Genomic DNA, 22608 nt, shown 5'->3' with positions numbered 1-22608 from the left:
GGGCGCCAGGAGTCCGCGGGGGAGCGTCGGACTTGGCGCCTTCTATTTTCCCGCGCCAGACCCCCTGCCGGACGGCTTGTAGATTCCCGGCCCCGAGAGATCGAGCGCGCTCGACTGCCGCTTCACCACATCGGCGAGGGCATTGAGGGCCTGGATCTGGTCGGCCACCACCTGCCGCATGGCGTCGGCATTGGCGCGCGTCTCGTCGGGCAGATCGAAGATGGCGCGCTTCAGCTCGTTGCGGGCATATTCGATATCCTTGACCACCTGCTGTGCAGTGACGCGCATTTCCTGCGCGGTGTGCTGGAAGCCGGAAGCGGTCTCGGCCATCATCTGGTTCATGGAGCCGATGGCGCGCTCATGCTGCTCGCGCATGACGCGGGCGGCATTGGCGACCTGCATGTCGGAGGAGGCCTCGAGCTTGCGGATCTCCTTCTCCAGATTGCCGGCGACCACCGTCGTGTTCTCGGAGATGAGCTTGCCGACCTCAGCGGAGCGGCGCTCGGCGGCTCCCAAGGACTGCTCGATGAGGCCCATATAGTTCCGCATCATCGCGTCGACATCCTGAGCGCGCTTGCTCAGCGTATCGATGAGGCTGCCCAGCGAGTTTTCGCGGCTGCTGAGCATGCGCTCCATGTCGATATTGAACTTGTCGACCGATTGCTGCACCACGCCCGAGACGTCCTCGAGGCGCTCGGAGATGCGGCTGCCGGCTGTTTCGAGCTTGCCGGTAAGCTGCATGCTGATGCCTTCGAGGCGTTCGTCGATGGCGGTCGCCGTGGTGGCGAGCTGGTTGGCGAGGAAGGCGTTCGCCGTCTCCAGGTGCTTGGAGAACTTGCCGCCGGCCTCCTCGAGCTTCTTGGTCGAGCCTCCGGAGCTGCGTTCGAAGTCGCGGGCGGCCCGGTCAATGTGATCGACGAGAAGGCCGGTCTGCTGTTCGAACTGGCCGGACATCTGCATCGTCGTCTGGCCGAGGCTTTCCGAGAAGGCGTCAGACGCCTTGCCGAGATTGGTGATGATGCTGGTGCTGGCGCTGTCGAGCGTCTGGGCGAAGGAGAGGCTGGCGCCCTCCATGCGGCCCGACACGTCGGTGGTGATCTTGTCGAGAAGATCGGTGGCCACGTCGAAGCGCTCGCCCAGATCGCGCACGGTGTTGTCGATGCGCGAGAACATCGTGTTGCCGGCGCGGTCGAGACGGCCAGCCACATCGGATGCCGTCACCTCCAGGCGCTCGGTCATCGACGAGCGCGTCGTGTCGAGCTGCTCGAAGATGCGGGACGCGGTGTCCTCGAGCTGCCTGGTCATCACCGTCGAGGTTGAACTCAACTGGCTGCCAATGCGCCCGGAAGCGTTGTCGAGCTGCGAGAAGAGCTGCGAGGAGGTGCTTTCGAGCTGCGTCGTCAGGCGCTCGGAGGTGTCCGAGAGCTGTGATCCCAACTCGTCCGAGGTGCGGTTCAATTGCGAGAACAATTGCGCCGCGGTGCTTTCGAGCTGCGTCGTCAGGCGGCCCGAGGTTTCGTCGAGCTGCGAGGTGAGCAGCGTCGAGGTGTCGCGCAGGTCCTTGGCGAGATCGCCGGCCACACGGCCGACGCTCGAGGTTACGAGGGTAGCCGTACCGCTGATGTGATCGGTGATGCGGCTCGTCGTCTCTTCGAGCTGGGCGGTGAGCTGGCCCGAGGTATTCTCGAGACGGCCGAAGAGCTGCTGGGTCGTGCGCTCGAGCTGCGAGGTGAGGTCGCCTGAGGAGCGCTCCAGCCGGCCGAACAGGGACTGAGTGGTCTGTTCGAGCCTGCCGGTCATCTGCGTGGAAGCGTTCTCGAGAAGGTTGAAGACGTCGTCGCGGGCGCGCGCGACGTTTTCCACGAAGTCGCCGGAGACGCCGATGAGCTTCTCGGTGACGATGCCGCCCACGCCCTCGATGTTCTGCGAAACGGCTATCCCTGAATCCTGCATCTGCCGGGTGACGATCTCGGAGGTCTCGCGGATGTGCGACGTGATCGCCTGGCCGGTCGAGGCCACGAGCTCGGTGACCGCCGAGCCGGTGGACTGGAGATCGGAGGTGATGCTGGTGGCGGTATCGCGCAAACGCGCATAGACGCCGTTGGTGGTCTCGTCGATCTTGCCGGTGATGACCGTCGCGGTGGCGCCCATATGGCCGAAGAGCCGCTCGGCCGCCTCCTCGATGCGATTCTCCATCGCCTGTGACGAGTCGCCGATGACGCCGGCGAGCCGGGTGGCGGATTCGTCGAGCTTCGAAGTGACGAGGCTGGTCTGGTCGCCCAGCACATTGAAGAAGCGGGTGGTGGTGTCCTCGACCTTGGCGGTGATCTCAGTGCCCGCCATATTGAGCTGGTCGAGGATTCCGGCCGCCGCCTGATCCATGCTGGAGACGAGCTGCGAGCTCGACATGTTGAGATGGCCGACGACGCGGCCCGATGTCTCGTCGACGCGGCCGATCAGCTGGTTGCCGGCCGTTGCGATCGTCGATGCGGCGAGATTGGTCGAAGCGCTGAGGCGCTCGACCATGGCGTTGCTGTTCTCCTCGATGCCGACATGGATCGCCTGCGCGGTCTCGTCGAGCTTGGCGAAGAGGCGACCCGTCGTTTCGTCGAGCCGGCCGGTGATGTGCATGCCGGCATCGTCGACATAGGCCGCCAGGCCGTTCCTCGTGCGGTCGACGTGATCGACATAGTTCTTGAGAGCGGTTTCGAGGCCCTCGGCCAGTCCGGTGCGGCCCGTCTCGATCGCACCGATCAGCTTGGAGCTGGACGTGGCGATGGTCGAGGCAGCATGCGCGGTGGACGCGGCGAGGCGTTCCGCCAGGGTGTTGCTGTTGTCCTCGATGCCGACCTGGATGGCGCGGGCGGCCTCGTCGAGCTTGGTGAACAGGCGACCGGTCGAATCGTCCACCCGAGTGGCGATCTCGCTGCCAGCCTCGTCGACATAGGCGGTGAGGCCGGTGCGGGCGCGCTCAACCTGGTCGACATAGTTCTTGATGACGCTTTCGAGCCCGTCGGTCATGCCGGCGCGGCTGGTCTCGACCAGCCTGACCAACTGGGCGCTGGACAGGCTGATGGCTTCGGCGGCGGCGCTGGTCGAAGCATTGAGGCGCTCCACCATGGTGGAGCCGTTTTCCTCGATGCCGACATGGATGGCGCGCGCGGCCTCGTCGAGCTTGGTGAAGAGGCGGCCGGTGGAATCGTCTACCCGGTTGGCGATCTCGCCGCCGGCCTCGTCGACATAGGAGGCGAGGTCGGTGCGCGCGCGTTCCACCTGCTCGATATAGTTCTTGATGGTGCTTTCGAGGCCGTCGGTCATGCCCGTGCGGCTCGTCTCGACCAGGTTGACGAGCTTGGCGCTCGCCGCGCTGATGGCCTCGGCGGCGGCGCTGGTCGAAGCGTTGAGGCGCTCGACCATGACGTTGCTGTTGTCCTCGATGCCGACATGGATGGCGCGGGCGGTCTCGTCGAGCTTGGTGAAGAGGCGGCCGGTGGAATCATCCACGCGGGTGGCGATATCGCCGCCGGCCTCATCGACATAGGCGGCGAGGTCGGCGCGCGCGCGTTCGACCTGATCGACGTAGTTCTTGATGATGTTTTCGAGCCCGTCGGTCATGCCGGCGCGGCTGCTCTCGACCAGCTTGACCAACTGGGCGCTGGACAGGCCGATGGCTTCGGCGGCGGCGCTGGTCGAGGAGGTAAGCTGTGTGACCATTGCGTTGCCGCTGTCTTCGATGCCCATGTGGATGGCACGGGCGGCCTCGTCGAGCTTGGTGAAGAGGCGGCCGGTGGAATCGTCCACGCGGTTGGCGATATCGCCGCCGGCCTCGTCGACATAGGAGGCGAGGTCCATGCGGGCCCGTTCGACCTGACCGATATAGTTCTTGATGATGCTTTCGAGCCCGTCGGTCATGCCGGTCCGACTGGTCTCGACCAGGCTGACGAGCTTGGCGCTCGCCGCGCTGATGGCCTCGGCGGCAGAGCTGGTCGAGGTGCTGAGGCGCTCGACCATGACGTTGCTGTTGTCCTCGATGCCGACATTGATGGCGCGCGAAGCGTCATCGAGCTTGGCGAAGAGGCGGCCGGTGGAGTCGTCGACCCGGTTGGCGATCTCGCTGCCGGCCTGCTCGACATAGGCGGCCAGTCCGGTACGGGCGTTTTCGACCTGATCGATATAGTTCTTGATGATGCCCTCGAAGCCGTCGGTCATGCCGGCGCGGCTGCTCTCGACTAGGCTGACGAGCTTGGCGCTCGCCGCGCTGATGGATTGGGCGGCGGCATTGGTGGAGGCGTTGAGGCGTTCCACCATGACGTTGCTGTTATCCTCGATGCCGACATGAATGGCGCGTGTGGCGTCATCGAGCTTGCTGAACAGGCGGCCGGTCGAATCGTCGACGCGAGCGGCGATCTCGCCGCCGGCCTGCTCGACATAAGCAGCCAGGCTGGCGCGGGCGCTCTCCACCTGCTCGACATAATTCTTGATGATGCCTTCGAGGCCATCCGTCATGCCGGTGCGGCTGGTCTCGACCAGGTTGACGAGCTTGGCGCTCGACTGGGTTATGGCGCTGGAGGCGGCATCGGTCGACTGCGTCAAGCGGTCGACCAGCGTGTTGCCGTTCTCCTCGAGGCCGTCATGGATGGCGCGGGCGGTTTCATCGAGCTTGGTGAAGAGGCGGCTGGTCGATTCCTCGACACGGCCGGCGACCTGGTCGCCGGCCTGTTCGACGAAGGTGGCGAGGCCGGTGCGCGCCTGGTCGATCTGCTCGACATAGTTCTTGATAACGCCTTCCAACCCATCGGTCATGCCGGCGCGGCTCGACTCGATCTGCTGCGAGACGTTGACCCCGGACTTCTCGATCTGGTCGGCAACTTCCTGCGACGTTGCCTTGAGGTGATATACGATGTTGCCGCTGGCCGACTGGAGCAGTTCGGTGAGCTGGGTGCCGGCGGTGCGGATCTGGTCGCTCGACGTGGCGGTCGCCTGGTCGATCGTGTGCGAGAGCTGGGTGTTGATGCTGGTGAGTTCGCCGATGCTGGAGCGCAGAAGATCGACGACATTCGACTCCATGCCCTGGATGCGCATGCCGAAATTGCTCGATTCGGCATTGAGCGAACCCGTCGCATTGGCGAGGATGCCGATCTGCTCGGTCAGGTGCTCGGAGAATTTACGCAGCTCGGTGACGAAGATGCTGGAGGAACGCTCCATATGGGCGGCTTGCCCCGAGATCTCCGATCCGGCGACCGAAGCGCGCGAGGCGACTTCATCGATGGTGCGGGCAAGTTCCACCGTCGTCGATTTCAGCCCATGTTCCAGATGGGAGAGGGTGGATTGGGCGTTGGAGATGATCGTGTCCAGATTCTGGGTATTGGATTCAAGCCGCGCCAGAACCGGATTGGTCTCGGTGCCGATGACCACGCCCGCCTGCTGAAGGGCGGCGCGCTGGTTCTCGAGGCCGGCGACGAGGGTGCGGATACGCTCCTCATTGCCGCCGAAAGCGCGCTCGATGGCGGCGATCTCCTTGTGGACGATGCCTTCGAGCTCGGAAGCACGCTGCACGGCATGCTCGACGCCGCCGACCAGGATGTCGACTTCCGAGCGTACGGCCTGGGCGATGGAAGCAAGCCCGTCGGCGGCAATGTCCTGCGGCCGGACGAGGCGCATGGCCGTATGAACCAGTACTTCAGATACCTGTCGCAACTGCTGGGCCCGCCGGACCAGCCAGCAGGTCGTCCAGACCAGCGCCAAGGGCAGAATCCCGGCGGCGATGGCGATCATCGACTGGGGCATGTTCGCCGTCGAGAAGGGGTTCGGCTTCTCGAAGACCGCCGGGCTGAAGCTCCAGAACCACAGGAATATCCAGGGCAGCGACAGCGCGAAGGCCACGTAGAAGGGGGCCCATGAGGGGCGGCGGCGGAGACTGGCGATCATCGCCGCTGAAGCCGGCTCATTTTCATTGGCGGGGCGGCCGCGCAACGGTGCTTCACGGCTGGCGCCCTGATCGGCCTCGCGCCGACCATTGTCACCACCACGCTCGCGACCTTGCTGACGCCGCTGCGAACGGCGCGTATCATTCGGATTGTTTACCATAACTGTACCCGCACAACTTCCCTGTTATGTCGACGGAACTTGCGTTTCCGCCCGACCCCAGTCCCACCCGGTTGGCCGTCCCATCCGCGCGCCGAATGCCCATCCGCGCGCAGTGGATCACGAACATCGCCCGGTTCTCCGGACGGGCCCGTCTAGACCTCTCATATTAGCTCATCGGGAGTCCCGCTTGAACCATCTTAACCTTGTCAAAGCGGCTAAATAAAGTTTTGGTTAAAATTGTGGTTCGCTTTGAATCAAAATAGAAAATCCGAATTTAAGTGGACATCTTTACTGCCGGGTGGCCTAAAGTAATCTCCATACTCCTAACGGTGAGGGTAAGAAATTGTTAACCACTGGACGAGCCCGGATGAGCGATGGCACCGAAGCCGGGGCGCCCGACCCGGCTATCTTCGACCGGGACCATCTGCGCCAGTATACGAGCGGCGAGGAGGCCCTGGAACGTGAGCTGATCGGCCTGTTTCTGGGGCAGCTGGCGCCGATGCGGACGCAGCTCGACGCCACGGCCTCGGCGCAGGACTGGAAATTCGCCTCCCATAGCCTCAAAGGCGCAGCCCGCTCGATCGGGGCGCCGCAGATCGCCGCCCTGGCGGAAAAGCTCGAGAGCTTCGGCCCGGGCGAGGCGGCGCAGGGCAGGGGTGAGGTGCTCGCGGAGCTTGACGAAGCCATGGCGGTCTTCGCGGCAGAGGTGGAAAAGCTCCTCATAGATCACGATCACTCAGGCCGATCGGCCTGAGTGATAAACGTGATCGGAATCTTATATTTAGCGCGTGATCGGACGGAAAACCGGTTGCCACTTTTCCTGATCACGCGCGACGCATGGGGCCCTTCCTTGTGTTCGACGCCCCGATCCCTTAAAGAGGCCGCGCACTGATATTCGCGTAAAGGCCTCGAATGGCGAAGATCACTTTCATCCAGCATAATGGCACCGAACAGACCGTCGACGGGCAGACCGGCATGACCGTCATGGAGACGGCAGTCAAGAACATGGTGCCGGGAATCGATGCCGATTGCGGCGGTGCCTGCGCCTGCGCGACGTGCCATGTCTATGTCGAGCCGGACTGGCTCGAAAAGACGGGCCCGCGCAATCCGATGGAAGAGGACATGCTCGATTTCGCCTTCGATGTCCGCGATGAAAGCCGGCTGTCCTGTCAGATCAAGGTGTCGGATGCGCTGGACGGTCTCAGGGTCAAGGTGCCTGAGAAGCAATTCTAGATAAAATTTGGAGTCTGGTTATGAGCGAAGGGGTGATTTCCACCGATGCTGTGATTGTGGGGGGAGGCCCTTGCGGTCTGTTCGCGATATTCGAGCTCGGACTCCTCGATATAAAATGCCATGTGGTGGACATCCTCGACCGGCCGGGCGGCCAGTGCGCCGAGCTCTATCCGGAGAAGCCGATCTATGACATTCCGGCGCTGCCGATCGTCACCGGATCGGAGCTGACGCATCGGCTGCTTGAGCAGGCCAAGCCCTTCAAGCCGGAATATCACTTCAACCAGATGGTCACCGAGCTCACGAAGCTCGATGACGGCAGGTTCGAGCTCAAGACCGATGGTGGCATTATTTTTCACGCCAAGGTGGTAGTGATCGCGGCAGGCGGCGGCTCGTTCCAGCCGAAAAAGCCGCCGATTCCCGGCATCGACGCCTATGAGGGCCAGTCGGTGTTCTATTCCGTCAAGAAGATGGAAGCCTTGCGCGGGCGCGACATCCTCATCGTCGGCGGCGGCGATTCCGCACTCGACTGGACGCTCAACCTGCAGCCCATCGCCAATAGCCTGACGTTGCTGCACCGGCGCGACGATTTCCGCGCCGCGCCCGACAGCGTGAAGAAGATGCGCGAGCTGGTGGCGGCCGGCAAAATGCAGTTCAAACTTGGCCAGGTGACCGGACTCACCGGCGAAAATGGCGTGCTCGCCTCGGCGCAGGTGAAAGGCGCGGATGGCAATTTCGACATCGTCACCAATGCGATGCTGCCGTTCTTCGGCCTCACCATGAAGCTGGGCCCTGTCGCCGACTGGGGAATCAATCTTCATGAAAACCTGATCCCCGTCGACACGGCGAAGTTCGAGACCTCGACGCCCGGCATCTTCGCCATCGGCGACATCAATAGCTATCCGGGCAAGCTCAAGCTGATCCTGTCGGGCTTCCACGAGGCGGCGCTGATGGCGCAGGAAGCGTTCCACCATATCCATCCGGGCGAGCGCCTGCTGTTCCAGTACACGACCTCGAGCTCGAGCCTGCAGAAGAAGCTGGGCGTGGCGTAGCCGGCCCCGCCGGAAAGCTCACTTATCCTGAGGGACGCCTTGAGGCTCTTCGGGAGCGGCTGCGCGCCACGTCTCCTCGCTCGCGCGGCTGATACCGCGGGTCTTGCGGCGGCGCAGCAGGGCCAATTCTTCCTTGCGGTTTGGACGGCCGAGCATCTTGCGGAAGACATCGCGCTGCTCATGCACCGAGGCGATGGCGAGGCCCATGGCGACGCCGGCTTCGACCAGCACGGATTCACCCAGCTGCAGTGAGGCCTCGATGGTCTCAGGGACCGCCTCCGTCACGCCATAGCCATAGAGCTTTACCGCATGGCGGTCGTCGCGGGCGCGGGCGATGATCTTGACGTCGGCGCGCTCGGCACGGGCGGCGATGGTGACGTCCTCCACCTTTTTCGGCTGATCCATGGTGACCGCGATGACCTGGATATCCGCGATGTTGCAGCGTCTCAGGAATTCCGGGCGCGCCGCGTCGCCGTAATAAATGGGCTTGCCCAGCTTGCGCTCGCCCGCCACGACGGCTGGATCGCTGTCGACGGCGATATAAGGAATCTTGTGCTCCTCGAGCATCGCGCCGATGAGGCGGCCGACGCGGCCGAATCCGGCAATGATGACGCGCGCCTCGGTGCCTTCGGGCGGCGCCTCCATGGGTATCTTCGGGGCTGCCTCCAGTATCCTCTTCGCCAGAGGACGGCTCAGGTAATTGAGGAGGGGGATCGATGCCATTGAAAGCGACACGATGATAAGCAGCGCGTCGCTGACGATCTGGGTGACGACGCCGCCCGCCAGCGCGACCGCCATGACGACGAACGCGAACTCACCCCCGGGTCCCATGAGCAAGGCGGTCTCAAGGCGCGCGTGACGCTCGATCGAGAACAGGCCGGCGATGATCCAGACAATGACGGCCTTTATGACGATAAGCGCCACCGCCGACAGAATGAAGACGAGAGGATAGCCGTAGATCTGGGTGAGGTCGATATTCATGCCGACCAGCAGAAAGAAGACGCCGAGGAGGAGACCCTTGAAAGGCTCGATGATCGCCTCGATCTCGCGGCGGAATTCGGTCTCGGCGAGGAGGAGGCCGGCCAGGAAGGCGCCGAGCGCCATCGAGAGGCCGGCGAGGCTCGCCGCATAGCCCGCTCCCACCGCGATCAGCAATGTCGTCGCCATGAACAGATCACCGCTGTGGGTAGCTGCCACCAGCCGCAGCAGCGGACGCATCAGGAAGCGCCCGATCACGATGATGATGGTGATGGCGATCAGCGCCTGGGCAATGGCGGTGAGGATGTCGGCGAAAGTAAAGCTGGTCTGGTCGGCGCCCAGCACATTGACGAGCAGAAGAATCGGAATAACAGCCAGGTCCTGGAAGAGCAGGACGGAGAAGCTGGCCCGCCCGGTATGGGTGGCGAACCTCTTTTCGTCGGAGAGGAGCTGCATGACCATGGCGGTGGAGGAGAGCGACAGAACCGAGCCCACGATCAGAGCCCCGGCGGGCTCGAGGCCGAGCCACAGGCCGATGAAGGTGAGCACGATCGTGGTCACCAGCATTTGCAGGCCGCCAAGGCCGAAAACCAGCCGGCGCATGGTGAGGAGGCGCTCGAAGGACAGCTCGATGCCGATGAGGAACAGGAGGAAGACCACACCGAGCTCTGCCAGCTGGGCGAATTGCTCCGATTCGGTGAAGACGAAATTGGCGAGCCAGGGATAGGTATGAGCGAGCTCGCCCAGCATATGGGGGCCGATCAGGGTGCCGACGATCAGGAAGCCGAGGATCGAGCTCATGCCGAGCTTGCGGAAGATCGGGATGACGACGCCCGCGGTGCCGAGGAAAATCAGGGCTTCCTTATATGCGCTCGGATCGAGGGGTGTTGCCATTCTGCTCCCAGATCATGATGAGTTTGCATTGAGTCAATCCAAACTCATTAACGTGATCGATTCTTACATATTAGCGCCGGATTCTCGCGAAAAACCGGTGCCCACTTTTCCGCATCCCGCGCTAAAGCGTGATGGCTTTAGGATGAGTCGCCATCACGCTTTATCTTCTTGTTTGCGCATGATCTTACCGGAAAACCGCTTCGCACTTTTCCGGATCATGCTCTAGGACTTGCTCATATCCGCCACTGTGTGCGAAGCCTCGCGCCGTGCAAAGAAGAATCGAGGAGCCCGATGACGTCCCATCATGCGACCCCTTCCGGCAAAACCCGTGCCCGCGCCCTCAAGCTTCCCTTTCCGGGGGAGCCCGGCGAGAACAACGCCATCACCGACGTGGCGGGTGTCGAGGTGGGCGTGACGACGCTCATCACCGGGGAGGGCAAGCTCGTGGTCGGCCAGGGGCCGGTGCGCACCGGCGTCACCGCGATCCTGCCGCGCGGCCATCACGGCGTGCAGATCCCATGCGCCGCCGCCTCCTATTCGCTCAACGGCAATGGCGAGATGACCGGCACGATCTGGATCGAGGAGTCGGGCGAATTGCAGACGCCGATCACCATCACCAACACGAATTCCTGCGGCATCGCGCGTGACGCGACCAGCCAATGGCTGTTCCGCAAAGCCGGCTATGTGCAGGATTGGGGACTGCCTGTCGCGGCCGAGACCTTTGATGGCGACCTCAATGATATCAATGGCTTCCATGTGAAGGCTGAGCATGTGATTCAAGCGCTGGACAGCGCAAGGGGCGGCCCCGTCGAGCAGGGCAGCGTCGGCGGCGGCACCGGCATGATCTGCTACGACTTCAAGGGCGGCAACGGCACGGCGTCGCGGGTGGTGAAGGTGGCGGGCCGCTCCTACACGGTCGGCGCGCTGGTGCAGTCGAATTTCGGGACGCGTCGCGAATGCACAATCCTCGGCGTGCCGGTCGGCCAACATCTGTCGGGCCGAGAATTGCGCGGCAAGCCGGCCGGCTCCATCATCGTGATCATCGCGACCGATGCGCCGCTCGAGGCGCATCAGCTCAAGAGACTGGCGCGGCGCATGCCGATCGGTCTGGCCCGCACCGGCGGCATCGGCCATAACAGTTCGGGCGATATCTTCCTCGCTTTCTCGACCGCGAATGAAGAGGCCTTCGCCGCACCGAGCGGCCAGCTGCGTCGCATGGAAGCGGTCGCGACCGGCGATATCGATCCGCTCTTCGAGGCGACGATCGAGGCGACCGAAGAGGCCATCATCGACAGCATGATCGCCAATCAGACGATGGTCGGGCGCGACGGCAACACGTCCGTCGCGTTGCCGCATGACCGGTTGATCGACATCATGAAGAAATTCGGCAGGATGTAACTACCCTCGGGCGACATCTTTATTTGCGCATCGGCTGGTCCGAAAACTACTGGATGGCCGGGTCAAGCCCGGCCACAAGCTTTCGGGCCGATGCTCTTGTTCGCGCATCGGCTTGTCCGAAAGGTCTGCAACCTTTCGGGCCGATGCGTCTACTTCTTCTGCTCGACATGGCCGCCGAATTCGTAGCGCATGGCGGAGAGGAGCTTCTCCGCAAAGGTGTGGTCGCGGCGCGAGCGGAAGCGCGCATAGAGCGCGGTCGAGAGTACATCGGCGGGCACAGCTTCCTCAATCGCCGCCTCGACTGTCCAGCGGCCTTCGCCTGAATCGGCGACCGAGCCGGTGAAGCTTTTGAGATCGCTGTCCTTGGCGAGAGCGATGGCGGACAGGTCGAGCAGCCAGGACGAGATCACGCTGCCGCGCCGCCAGACCTCGGCGAGGTCGGCCAGATCGAGTGTGAAGCGCTGGTCGGGCGGCAGCGCGTCGCTCGATTTGTTGCGCAGGATGTCGAAACCCTCGGCATAGGCCTGCATGAGCCCGTATTCGATGCCGTTGTGGATCATCTTGGCGAAATGGCCGGAGCCGGCAGGACCGCAATGGACATAGCCATGCTCGGCGCGCGGATCGCGGCCCTCGCGCCCAGGCGTGCGCTCGATCGTGCCGATCCCCGGCGCCAGGCAGGCGAAAATCGGGTCGAGATGGGTGACGACCTTCGCGTCACCGCCGATCATCAGGCAATAGCCACGCTCGAGACCCCAGACACCACCCGAGGTGCCGACATCGACATAATTGATGCCGTTCTGGCCCAGCGTCTTCGCCCGCCGGATATCGTCCTTGTAGAAGCTGTTGCCGCCATCGATGAGGATATCGCCTTTCTGCATCTCGGCGGCGACCTCGGTCAGCATCTTCTCGGTGATCTCACCCGCCGGCAGCATGAGCCACACGGCTCGCGGGCTGGAGAGCTTTGACAACATGTCGGCCGAATCCCTGGCCGTCACGGCGCCGGCCGCCGCGACATCCTTGACGGCATCGGGGTTGCGGTCGAGCACCACGCATTTGTGTCCGCCCTTCATCAGGCGGCGCGCGATATTGCCGCCCATCCGTCCAAGACCGATTATTCCGATATCCATGTCTGCTTCCTCAAAAAAATCGTGAAGGAGGTATCACGCCACAGCATCCAACGTGAGAATGGCGCGAGCGTTGGTGATCTGGTCCTCATTTATGATGTGATCGCTTCCAGGGTAAAGCCGTGTGGTCACCGCGGCGCCGTATTTGTCCAGGTGTTCGGCTGTATCGAGGACGCGCTTGGCGGGTATGAAGGGATCCTTCTCGCTGCAGCCAAGGAAGACGCGGGTTCCTTCGAAGGAGCCGCGATCGTCGCGCAGCATCGGATCGGGACCGATGAGTCCGCCGCTGAAGCCGAGAATGCCGCCATAGTACCGTGGATGGCGCGCCGCATATTCGAGGCTGAGGCAGGCGCCCTGCGAAAAGCCGGCGAGCACGATCTTCTCCGGGCCGAAGCCCAGTTTCCCGACCGATCGGTAGATGGAGCCCAGGCGATCGAGTGAGCGCGTGAGATAGGGCTCGTTGGTGATAAGGGGGGGCCAGGAACGCGCCCGGATACCAGCTACCAGTATCGGCGTCGGGAGCGAGGAAACACACTCCGTCCATGGCAAGACGCTCGGCAAGCGGCAGGATGGCCGGTCCATTGGCATGGCGGCCATGAATGAGAAGGACGACCTTGACGGCATCCGCAAGGGGAGTGCCAGCGACATGCAGGCGGTGCGCTCTTATGAGAGGGGCCGCTTCGGATCGATTGATGGTCATTGCAGTGGCTTCAATCGGGACTCGATCGAAGCGCGGCGCGCTTCAAGGAAAGGCGGCAGCGACAGGCGCTCACCCAGACTTTCCAGGGGCTCGTCGACGGCGAAGCCAGGACCATCGGTGGCGATCTCGAACAGAATGCCATTGGGCTCGCGGAAATAGAGCGAGCGGAAATAATAGCGTTCGACCTCGCCGCTTGACGGCAGCTTGAAACTCGCCAGCCGCTCCGTCCATCGATGCAGCATCTCGACGGTAGGCGTGCGGAAGGCGACGTGATGAACGCCGCCGGCACCCTGTCCGGCGGCCGGCAGATGCGGTTCGACCGCGACATGGAGCTCGGCGGCAGGACCGCCGGGACCCATGGCGAAGACATAGGTCGCGCTGTCGCCCTTGCCCGATGGATGGCTGCGCAGTTCCTTCATATTGAGGACCTGAGTGAGGATAGCTGCGGTCGGCTTGAGATCCGGCACCGACAAGGTGATTGGCCCGAGGCCGCGGATCTGATGCTCCTGCGGAATGGAACTGCCGGTCCAGGGATTGCTGTCGCCCGATCCCTCGTCATTGACGAGGCGCAGGCGCTGACCCTCCGGGTCCTCGAAATCGAATGAAGTGTGGCCGGTCATCTCGGCGACCTCGCCGGGCTTGACGCCGGCGGCGCGCAAGTGATCACGCCACCAGGAGAGGCTCGCCTCGCTTCCGACCCGCAACGCGGTACGCGCGATGCTGTGTGTTCCCCGCCTTTCCCGTCCGACCGGCCAGTCAAAAAAGGTGACGTCGCTGCCGGGACTGGCTTTGCCATCGGCATAGAAGAGATGATAGGCGCTGGTATCGTCCTGGTTGACCGTCTTCTTCACCAGACGCAGTCCCAGGACCTTGGTGTAAAAGTGCAGATTGCCGGAGGCATCGGCGGTGATGGCGGTCAGATGATGGATGCCGCCCAGTTGATCGGCCATGAGATCCTCCTAGATGCGATTCAGCGGTACTTTCAGGTAGACATTGCCGTCCGGATCGGGGGGCGGGGAAGTGGCCGGCATTCATATTCACCTGGATCGAGGGAATGATGAGGCGAGGCGCGCCCAGCTTCTTGTCGCGCGCGGTGCGCATGGCGACGAATTCATCCTCGCTCACGCCGTCGCGGATATGGACATTGCCGGCGCGCTCGGCGGCGACGGTGGTTTCCCAGGCGAAGAAATCCCGCCCTGGCGCCTTGTAGTCATGGCAAAGGAACAAACGCGTCTCCGGCGGGAGCGACAGCACTTTCTGAATAGATCGGTAGAGCTCGCGCGCATCGCCGCCCGGGAAGTCGGCGCGCGCCGTGCCGAAGTCCGGCATGAACAGCGTATCGCCGATGAAGGCGGCGTCGCCGATCACGTAGGTCATGCAGGCCGGCGTGTGGCCGGGCGTGTGCATCGCATAGGCTTCGATCGATCCGATCCGGAAACGGTCGCCGCTCTGGAAAAGATGGTCGAACTGGCTGCCGTCGCGCTGGAACTCGGTGCCGGCATTGAAGATCTTGCCGAAGGTGTCCTGGACGATCCTGATCTTCTCGCCGATACCGAGCCGGCCGCCGAGCCTTTCCTGGATATAGGGGGCGGCGGAGAGGTGATCCGCATGGACATGGGTCTCGAGGATCCAGTCGAGAGTGAGGCCATGCTGGCGCACATGATCGATGACCTTGTCGGCGGATTCGAAGGAAGTGCGGCCCGCCGAGAGATCATAATCGAGCACCGAATCGATGATCGCGCATATGCGGGTAGCGGGATCGCTCACGACATAGCTCACCGTATTGGTGGCCTCGTCGAAGAAAGCTTGAACATCCGGATGGCTCGCCATAGTCACCTCCTGTCCCTTCAGCAACGACAACATTGTGACGAAGCTGCGACCGGATTCCAGAGCGCCGGGCGTTCTGATGGAATCGCCTTGGCGCTCTATCTCCTTGTCTTGCGCATCGGATTATCCGAAAGCCGCTTCACACCTTTCGGTCCGATGCTCCAGGACATGATAAACCGGAAATCCGTCAGGCGCGACGGGGGCGGAGCATGGCGAGAAGGCGTCCGTCGATCAAGGCGAGGCCAAAGGCGATGGTGATCATGCCGATCACATGATGCAGATCCAGGCTTTCGCCCAGAAACATGATGCCGAGCAGGATGGCGCTCGCCGGAACGAGGAAAGTAACCAGCACTATATTGGTGGCGCCGGCGCGCTTCAGGATGGTGAAATAGAGAATATAGGCGAGAGACGTGCACAAAATCGCCAAGCCGGCAATCGCGAGCCAGGCCTGCAGCGGCGGAAATCCGAGCCGCCAGGGCGCATCGATGACCAGCATCAACGGCAGGAGAATCAGGGACGAGCCGGCGGTTTGGCCGGCCGCGGTGATGAGGGGCGGGGTCTGCGCGAACCGGCGGCCGTAGACGCTCGCGAAGCCATAGGAGACGGCGGCGCCGACGATGGCGAGCTGCGAGAGGAGGGAGCCTCCTTGCGCCGCCAGAATATCCGTCCCCATCATGGCGCCGACGCCGGAAAGCCCGATCAGCGCGCCGAGCAGGCGGTTCCAGGACAGTTTCTCATCAGTGGTGAGCCGGTTGGCGGTGAGGACGGTGAAGAACGGCGTTGTAGCGTTCAGAATTGCGGCGAGGCCCGAAGCGACCTCATGCTGCCCCCAGACGATGAGACTGAAGGGAATGGCGTTGTTGATCAATCCCATGATAAGGAAGGAACGCCACAATCCGGCGTGCTGGCGCGACAGGAGGCCCATGGCCCAGGCACACAGCCAGAGACCCAGGCTGCCGAGACTCACCCTAAGGAAGACAATTGTGAAGACCGGCAGATCCTCGAGCGCCACGGCATAGAAAAAGAACGATCCTCCCCAGACGATGCTGAGGAGGATGAGCATGGCCCATTCGGCGGGGCCCATCGTGCGATTGATCATGGGAGTGGCCTAACCGGAGTTCCCCAGTCAGGCCACCCGATTCAAGCCATGACGGCGGGTTTATTTGGAAAGGAACATATTGCGGGCCAGGCTGTCCCGGATGATGCCGAAGGCGGTGGCCAGTTGCTCGTTCGTGTCGACATCAAAGTAGTATTTTTCACGCGGTTGGCCCTCCGCAACTTCCTTGTCCATATTCTCGGACGCGCAGCCCTTCAGGCGATTCTCGGTCTGCTGATCCGACAGGTCGAAGGAAACGGTGACGACCCGGATGCCGGCTGCCTTCATCCGCCTGCACTGTTCCTCGAGATTAGTCTCCGCCTGGGCGACGGAAAGAACATTGTTGGGGCCGTTGCCGGGGCTCGTCTGCTGACCGTCGGTCAAGAGCACCACCGCCTTCAGGGTCTCTTCGGCGTTCTGGGGGGCGGCATAGGGAGCATTCGGCGTCAGCAGATGCCAGGCGGTTTCCATGCCGAGCGCGATATGCGTGTTCCCGTAAGGGGTCATCGACTTGATCTGAGCGACAGTTCCCGCATGGTTGAGCGACAGGGGCCGGACATTCAGGTTCTTCGAGGAGAAATAGCTGCAGCTGGTGGTGAAGAACTTGGTGGAATTCTCCTTCGTACTGGTGTTCGGCGTGTCAGCGCTCAGATTATAGGGATAGTTGCGATCGTCGATGCAATAGGTCGACGCCGTCGTGCCGGTCTTGCCGTAATAGAAGTTGTTCGGCATGGTGACGCGCACGGCGTGCGAGAAAGGAACGAGGCCGAACTCGACGTCCTTGTTGGTCTGGTTCTGCGACAGGTTGTCGACCAGCTTGGCCGCCTCGTCGCGCATCGTCACATATTTGCGCTTGCCGCCGATATACTCGTCCATCGAGCTCGAATAATCCATAACAAGGACAATCTGGCCCTTATGGTGATCGGAGAAAACCGGCAGCGATACCGTGCTGGAAATGACGGCGTCTCCGGGCGTACTGGCAGCCATGGTCTGAGCTGAAGCACCGCCATCGCCACCACCACCGCCACCGCCGACGGGAGCGTTGCTGAGGGTGCCGATCGGCATCTCCTCGTATCCGGCGATGCGCGTCAGCGTCGTCGGCATGTTCCCGCTCACCGTCATGGTCAGGGTGTTGTTGGCGGTGTCGACCGACACGTCCGTGGCCAGATTCAGATGAGCGAGGTATGGTGTCTGCGTCATGCTCTTGTCGAAATAGGCATTGGCAACCGCCGCGTAATTGTTGTTGCCGGTCGCATAGGCGGCCGCTCCCGCGAGAGCCGCGGCATCGGTGGCCGCCTGCACCTCGACCTGTGCAGTGGACTGCCTGCTGCTGTCGATAGCGATGCCGGCGATGAAGACGAGCGGAATGGCCGACAAGGCGACGATGGGCGCAACGCTGCCTTTGTCGCCGGCGCGGAACCGGCGCAGGGCAGCGCCTGTCTTAAGCCATGTGCTGAAGCTTGCCTTATGCATGTTCGTGCGATCCATGGTTCACAGGGATTGAAGGATGGCCATGGCCGTGTCGCTGTAAGCGGCACAGAAGGCCGGCGTGTCGGTGCCGATATCCCGGGCGATCTCGTCGAAGATGCTGTTGATCGTGTCGGTGGACGTGTCGGTGTCGGTGACCCGAACTTCGATCATGTCCTGGAGGCGCGCCAGCTGCGTTTCCTCAACGGAAAGCTCGCATTTGCGCACGGCGATCAACACTTTGTAGTAGGTCGACAGTGTTTCGGCCTGTGCCGGCGCGGCGGCGCCCATAAAGGCAAATACCGTGGCGGCCTGAGCCGTGGTGACAATGCTACTCAATATCCTGCGTGACATTTCGAAGCCGTCCCTTTGGATAAAACCTAACATCGAGTGACTGGGCAACCTAGAGATGGGGTCTGATCCAGGGCTTAATGGAATTGCTCAAATTGTTTCCATCTCCCGACCTGATTTTTCAGCGTGGATTTATCCTTAACCAATTCTTCATGGCGCACACCGAGTCGCAACGCGCAGCTTAGAGATTGGTTAATGATGCCGCCGCATTTCAGAGGATAACGCAGAGACGCAACGCATCGTAGATTGCCGCATGGATGTTGCGCGACGCCACCGCGTCACCAATTCGGAAGAGCTGAAAGCGGCCGTCGGGATTGGCGCGCTTTGTCTGTGGGCCGCCTGATACGAGCGCTTCGTAGTCCATCTCGCCGCGATTGACCGAATCCTCCTTCAGGTCAAAGTAGAGATCGGCCAGCGGAGACGTGGCATTCTCCACCACCACCTGATCGACGAGGCGGCTGGCGCAATCGGCTTCCGTATAGGGGCTCCACAGCACAGCGGCGATCTTATTGCCCTGGCGCTTCAAGGAACGCAGCCGCGTCATGGTGGTGATGCGAACCTGCTTCGCAGTGAACGACTTCATATATGGAACGAGATTGAGGCCGCCCATCTCGGGCGCGAAGAAGCGCTCCGGGCTTAAGATCTCGAGCGCCGAGCCCGATTCCGCGATGAACTCGGCGGCGGCCATGCCGGGATGAGCACCGTTGTCGTCGAAGAGCAGCACGTCCTCTGCCGGTTTCACGTCGCCCGACAATATGTCCCAGCTCGAGACAGCAAGGTCCGCTCCTTCCTCAATGGAGGTGTTCTGCGGCAGGCCGCCGGTCGCCACGATCACCACATCGGCTCCGAGCGCGCGCAGATCGGAAGCTTCGACGAGATGGTTCAACTTGAGCGTGACGCCGAGGCGCTCGCATTGCTCGGCCCGCCAGTCGGCGATGCCGATCAATTCGCGCCGGCGCTTGGCCTGGGCGGCAAGCCTGATCTGACCGCCGGGATTGCCGGAAGCCTCGAACAGGATCACCTCGTGGCCGCGTTCGGCCGAGACGCGCGCCGCCTCGAGCCCAGCTGGGCCGGCACCGACGATGACGATCTTGCGGCGCGGGCCCTGGCTCCTGGCGATGACATGCGGCATCCGGTCTTCGCGCCCGGTCGCCGGATTGTGGATGCACAGCGCCTCGTGGCCTTCATAGATGCGGTCGAGACAATAGGTGGCGCCGACGCAGGGCCGGATATCGCCCTCGCGGCCTTCGGCGATCTTGCGCGCGATATGCGGATCGGCGATATGGGCGCGCGTCATGCCGACCATGTCGAGCTTACCTTCGGCGACGGCATGGCGGGCGGTCGCGACGTCGTTGATGCGGGCGGCATGGAAGACCGGGAATCTAGTCGCCGAGCGCACCTCGCCGGCGAAATCGAGATGTGGCGACGCCTGCATGCCGGCGACCGGGATCACCTTGGCCAAGGGCGCGTCATGCTCGATATGGCCGCGGATGATATTGAGGAAGTCGACAAGGCCGGACTCCCTGAGCTTGTGGCAGATGGCGAGGCCGTCCTGCTTGGAAAGCCCCTTGTCCCAATCCTCATCGGCGACGAGCCGACAGCCGACGATGAAATCGGAGCCCACCGCTTTGCGCATCGCCTCGAGGACGCGCATGGTGAAGCGCAGGCGGTTGTCGAGCGAGCCATTATACTCGTCATCGCGCTGGTTCGTCGCCGGCGACCAGAAGCTGTCCATGAGATGGCCGTAGCATTCGAATTCGAAACCATCGAGGCCCGCCGCCTGCATGCGCTGGGCCGCCGAGGCATAGTCGGCGACGATGCGCTCGATATCCCAGTCCTCCATTTCCTTCGGGAATGCGCGATGGGCGGGCTCGCGCACCGGGGAGGCGGACAGGACGGGAAGCCAGTCGGCCTTGTTCCAGTTGGTGCGACGTCCGAGATGGGTGAGCTGGATCATGACGGCCGCGCCATGCTCGTGACACTCATCGGCGAGCTTGGCGAGCCACGGCACGATCTCGTCCTTGTAAGCGAGAAGATTGCCGAAGGCGGGCGGTGAATCGCGCGAGACGACGGCCGAGCCCGCCGTCATGGTCAGTGCGATGCCGCCTCTCGCCTTCTCCACGTGATAAAGCCGGTAGCGATCCTTCGGCATGCCGTCTTCATGGTAGTTCGGCTCATGCGCGGTCGACATAATCCGGTTGCGGAGCGTCAGATGCTTGATCGTGTAAGGCTGGAGGAGGGGGTCGTTGGCGCGCAGAAGGGTGGCTGGCATGTCGCGTCGGCTCGGCTTGACTGGTTGACTAAGTCAAGTCTGTCACGTGCCGCGTGGCGGTTCCAGTCTATTGCGATCAGGCGGAGAACAGGCGGGTAAATCGAGCTCGGATCGCGGCGGGGGCGTTGAAATAGAGACGCCGAATGAGCGGCCGGAGCAGCGATAGATAGCCATGGCCGTAAATCGCCCCGGCGAGCGAGAGTGGCGTGTGGAAGTCATAGACCTCGACGCGGCCGTTGCTCCAGGATTGCTTGTGGGGGTCGCCCGGAACCATCAGGTCGAAACAACGCATGCCGTCGCGAATGGCCTGGCGCTGCGACAGATCCATATGAAGACGCGCCGGGGACGCGTCGGTCAGGGAAGTATCATGCGCGGTGATGAAACCATAATGCGTCGTGCCGCAGCGAAGGCCTATCTCCCAGGAGATCGGGCGGTTGCCGGCCTTGAGACAGGAGGTGACGAGCGAGATGGCGCCGCCGGTCATGCCGGATAGTTCGCGCAGGAAAGGTTCGAGCAAAGCGCACATCAAGGGCTGGCTGTAGAGACCGCGCTCCGCCAGCCAGCGTCGCTTATGGGTGATAGCCTCCGCGATGGCGCGATCCATCAGGCTCCCGGGCGGCAGTGTCCCGAATTCGACCGGTCCCATGGCCTCGAGGGATTTCCGGATCTTGCCGCGCCGCTTGCGCTGCTCGCGGCTGTAGCGCCTGTCATAGTCGGCCTCGGTCGGATAGGCGGCGAGGTCAAGAAATGGCGCCTCACCGGTTTCGCCGGCGCGGTGGAAATGGTCGCGCAGAAACGGGAGGACCGCGGCGTCGGCGCGCACGTGGCGCAGGCGCAGGCTGTCGATGCCGTTGACCCTGCGCAGCAGCTCAACGGCCCCCCGACACCAGGGCCCGGCGTCGATTCCGGGCGCAACCACGATGTCGCCATATTGAGCGAAGGGGTCGGACAGCCAGCGCAGGAGCGTGAAGGGTCCTTTGCGCACTTTCATGAGGGGCCACAGGAAGACGAGGGCGCCATCCTGATAGCCAGTGACGACGCAGGGCTCGATGCCATGTTCCGGCTTGGCATAGTGGCGTGACCAGGCCAGACACCAATCCGCGCTCTGGAACACGTTGTGGGAGAGGGCTGCTTTCGCATGCAGGCGACGCCAGTCCTCGGCAAGCCCTTCGATCGCGGGCATATCCGCCGCAAGCGAGATTTGACCCTTCAGCGGAATAACCGGGGCCAACGGGGACGGGCGGTCGATGGCCACATCCTGGGCGAAGGCCGTAAGCCCAGTTTCCCTCTGAGGTTGCATGCGAATCCTGACCTGTTGTGCGAGACGCGCACAGTCGCAGCAAATCACTGCAACTTGATTGCCAGGATGCCATCGAACATTAAAAAAAGTTTAGACAGGAACTCCTTTGGGTAAAAAAGGCGGTCCGGGCACCGGAATGTGCCGAAACGGACCGCCCTGTCGCCGTCACTTATTGCTGTTTTGAGCTATCGTCATCATCCTTGCGGTCTTTCCGGTCCCCGTCACGGCGCTTGAGTTCCATGCCTTTGCGGCGGTCGTCCTTGCTGATCACCCCGTCGCCATTGCGATCCCGATTTGCGACAAAACGGGATAGCGGCTCCTTGTATTCCTCAAGGGTCACTACGGCGTCACCGTTGGGATCGAGCTTCTGGAACGCGCGGACCATTTCGACCCGGTGGGCTTCCATCCACAGCGCCTCGAATTCCTGGAGGCTCAGCGTGCCATTTTTGTCGACGTCGAACTTGGCAAACCACTCAGCCCGGTTGGTATCGATCTCCTCCTGACTCACCTTACCGTCCTTATTGGCGTCGTAGCGTTCCATGAAGTTCCTCATCATACCGCCATTGCCATGGCGGCCACGCCACCCGTCGCCGCCTTCATCGGCCGAAGCGATATTGGAAAGGGCGCCGGCGCCAATAGCGGTTATCGCGAGGGCGGCGAGAGCGAGCATCGCTTTGCTGGGCATTCTGATTGATCTCCTGAGTTGCGGGATGGACTCAAGACGAATGGACATCGGCCGTTCCGTCGCCGAATACTCCGATCACAAACAGTTCATTCAATCGGTCTGACGATCGTGATCCAAAGCGTGATGGCTTCGGGACGAGCAGCCCTC

At 62.6% G+C, this 22608-nt stretch carries 15 protein-coding genes and 1 pseudogene; 4 read left to right on the top strand and 12 right to left on the bottom strand.

The genetic code is table 11. The annotated features are described in order from the left end of the window. Positions 1–42: 42 nt before the first annotated feature. Positions 43–6087: a hypothetical protein gene (locus tag G5V57_RS31190; protein ID WP_165172715.1), complete on the bottom strand. Its 6045-nt coding sequence runs from the start codon at positions 6085–6087 to the stop codon at positions 43–45. Between the two features lie 367 nt (positions 6088–6454). Between G5V57_RS31190 and G5V57_RS31185 the strand changes: the two genes are divergently transcribed. From G5V57_RS31185 to G5V57_RS31175, 3 genes are all read left to right on the top strand, one after another. After that, positions 6455–6841 (top strand): Hpt domain-containing protein, encoded by a 387-nt coding sequence (locus G5V57_RS31185; protein ID WP_165172713.1) that lies wholly within the window; start codon positions 6455–6457, stop codon positions 6839–6841. A gap of 158 nt (positions 6842–6999) precedes the next feature. Then, complete coding sequence (locus G5V57_RS31180; protein WP_165172711.1) at positions 7000–7320, top strand: 2Fe-2S iron-sulfur cluster-binding protein; 321 nt, start codon at positions 7000–7002, stop codon at positions 7318–7320. Between the two features lie 20 nt (positions 7321–7340). Beyond that, the gene (locus tag G5V57_RS31175) at positions 7341–8369 is read left to right on the top strand and encodes an NAD(P)/FAD-dependent oxidoreductase (RefSeq protein ID WP_165172709.1); all 1029 of its coding nucleotides are present in this window, start codon (positions 7341–7343) and stop codon (positions 8367–8369) included. A gap of 18 nt (positions 8370–8387) precedes the next feature. On the opposite strand, the gene G5V57_RS31170 is transcribed toward G5V57_RS31175, so the two are convergent. Beyond that, complete coding sequence (locus tag G5V57_RS31170; protein WP_165172707.1) at positions 8388–10241, bottom strand: cation:proton antiporter; 1854 nt, start codon at positions 10239–10241, stop codon at positions 8388–8390. A gap of 291 nt (positions 10242–10532) precedes the next feature. Between G5V57_RS31170 and G5V57_RS31165 the strand changes: the two genes are divergently transcribed. Continuing rightward, a complete protein-coding gene (locus G5V57_RS31165; protein WP_165172705.1) occupies positions 10533–11639 on the top strand; it encodes a P1 family peptidase in 1107 nt (368 codons plus the stop codon). Positions 11640–11788: 149 nt separating this feature from the next. On the opposite strand, the gene gnd is transcribed toward G5V57_RS31165, so the two are convergent. The 10 genes and pseudogenes from gnd to G5V57_RS31115 all read right to left on the bottom strand — a co-directional run bounded on the left by gnd (position 11789) and on the right by G5V57_RS31115 (position 22461). Further along, positions 11789–12766, bottom strand: a complete 978-nt coding sequence (gene gnd / locus G5V57_RS31160) for a phosphogluconate dehydrogenase (NAD(+)-dependent, decarboxylating) (RefSeq protein WP_165172703.1) — start codon at positions 12764–12766, stop codon at positions 11789–11791. A 33-nt stretch (positions 12767–12799) separates the two neighbouring features. Then, positions 12800–13411, bottom strand: a complete 612-nt coding sequence (locus G5V57_RS31155; protein ID WP_206530128.1) for an alpha/beta hydrolase — start codon at positions 13409–13411, stop codon at positions 12800–12802. A 48-nt stretch (positions 13412–13459) separates the two neighbouring features. Beyond that, the gene (locus tag G5V57_RS31150) at positions 13460–14413 is read right to left on the bottom strand and encodes a ring-cleaving dioxygenase (RefSeq protein ID WP_165172701.1); all 954 of its coding nucleotides are present in this window, start codon (positions 14411–14413) and stop codon (positions 13460–13462) included. 9 nt (positions 14414–14422) lie between these two features. Then, positions 14423–15326: pseudogene (locus G5V57_RS31145) on the bottom strand (MBL fold metallo-hydrolase). 151 nt (positions 15327–15477) lie between these two features. Continuing rightward, a complete protein-coding gene (locus tag G5V57_RS31140; RefSeq protein ID WP_165172699.1) occupies positions 15478–16389 on the bottom strand; it encodes a DMT family transporter in 912 nt (303 codons plus the stop codon). 60 nt (positions 16390–16449) lie between these two features. After that, positions 16450–17859, bottom strand: coding sequence for a vWA domain-containing protein (locus G5V57_RS31135; protein ID WP_165172697.1), 1410 nt, complete (start codon positions 17857–17859; stop codon positions 16450–16452). Positions 17860–17877: 18 nt separating this feature from the next. Continuing rightward, positions 17878–18207 carry a hypothetical protein gene (locus G5V57_RS31130; RefSeq protein ID WP_165172695.1) on the bottom strand — a complete coding sequence of 110 codons (330 nt, stop codon included), beginning with the start codon at positions 18205–18207 and terminating at the stop codon, positions 17878–17880. A 208-nt stretch (positions 18208–18415) separates the two neighbouring features. After that, positions 18416–20461 carry an NADH:flavin oxidoreductase gene (locus G5V57_RS31125; protein WP_165174343.1) on the bottom strand — a complete coding sequence of 682 codons (2046 nt, stop codon included), beginning with the start codon at positions 20459–20461 and terminating at the stop codon, positions 18416–18418. A 91-nt stretch (positions 20462–20552) separates the two neighbouring features. Then, complete coding sequence (locus tag G5V57_RS31120; RefSeq protein ID WP_165172693.1) at positions 20553–21776, bottom strand: GNAT family N-acetyltransferase; 1224 nt, start codon at positions 21774–21776, stop codon at positions 20553–20555. 169 nt (positions 21777–21945) lie between these two features. Beyond that, on the bottom strand, positions 21946–22461 hold the full coding sequence (locus G5V57_RS31115) for an EF-hand domain-containing protein (protein ID WP_165172691.1): 516 nt from the start codon (positions 22459–22461) through the stop codon (positions 21946–21948). Positions 22462–22608 lie beyond the last annotated feature (147 nt).

The organism is Nordella sp. HKS 07 (assembly GCF_011046735.1).
Classification (GTDB): Bacteria; Pseudomonadota; Alphaproteobacteria; order Rhizobiales; family Aestuariivirgaceae; genus Taklimakanibacter.
Note: the sequence above shows the minus strand (reverse complement) of the source record. Positions and strands in the feature narration are given on the sequence as shown.

Coding starts and splice junctions, on each gene's coding strand:
- G5V57_RS31190 (WP_165172715.1), bottom strand. CDS start 6,087: ATGGTAAACAATCCGAATGATACGCGCCGTTCGCAGCGGCGTCAGCAA.
- G5V57_RS31185 (WP_165172713.1), top strand. CDS start 6,455: ATGAGCGATGGCACCGAAGCCGGGGCGCCCGACCCGGCTATCTTCGAC.
- G5V57_RS31180 (WP_165172711.1), top strand. CDS start 7,000: ATGGCGAAGATCACTTTCATCCAGCATAATGGCACCGAACAGACCGTC.
- G5V57_RS31175 (WP_165172709.1), top strand. CDS start 7,341: ATGAGCGAAGGGGTGATTTCCACCGATGCTGTGATTGTGGGGGGAGGC.
- G5V57_RS31170 (WP_165172707.1), bottom strand. CDS start 10,241: ATGGCAACACCCCTCGATCCGAGCGCATATAAGGAAGCCCTGATTTTC.
- G5V57_RS31165 (WP_165172705.1), top strand. CDS start 10,533: ATGACGTCCCATCATGCGACCCCTTCCGGCAAAACCCGTGCCCGCGCC.
- gnd (WP_165172703.1), bottom strand. CDS start 12,766: ATGGATATCGGAATAATCGGTCTTGGACGGATGGGCGGCAATATCGCG.
- G5V57_RS31155 (WP_206530128.1), bottom strand. CDS start 13,411: ATGTCGCTGGCACTCCCCTTGCGGATGCCGTCAAGGTCGTCCTTCTCA.
- G5V57_RS31150 (WP_165172701.1), bottom strand. CDS start 14,413: ATGGCCGATCAACTGGGCGGCATCCATCATCTGACCGCCATCACCGCC.
- G5V57_RS31140 (WP_165172699.1), bottom strand. CDS start 16,389: ATGATCAATCGCACGATGGGCCCCGCCGAATGGGCCATGCTCATCCTC.
- G5V57_RS31135 (WP_165172697.1), bottom strand. CDS start 17,859: ATGCATAAGGCAAGCTTCAGCACATGGCTTAAGACAGGCGCTGCCCTG.
- G5V57_RS31130 (WP_165172695.1), bottom strand. CDS start 18,207: ATGTCACGCAGGATATTGAGTAGCATTGTCACCACGGCTCAGGCCGCC.
- G5V57_RS31120 (WP_165172693.1), bottom strand. CDS start 21,776: ATGCAACCTCAGAGGGAAACTGGGCTTACGGCCTTCGCCCAGGATGTG.
- G5V57_RS31115 (WP_165172691.1), bottom strand. CDS start 22,461: ATGCCCAGCAAAGCGATGCTCGCTCTCGCCGCCCTCGCGATAACCGCT.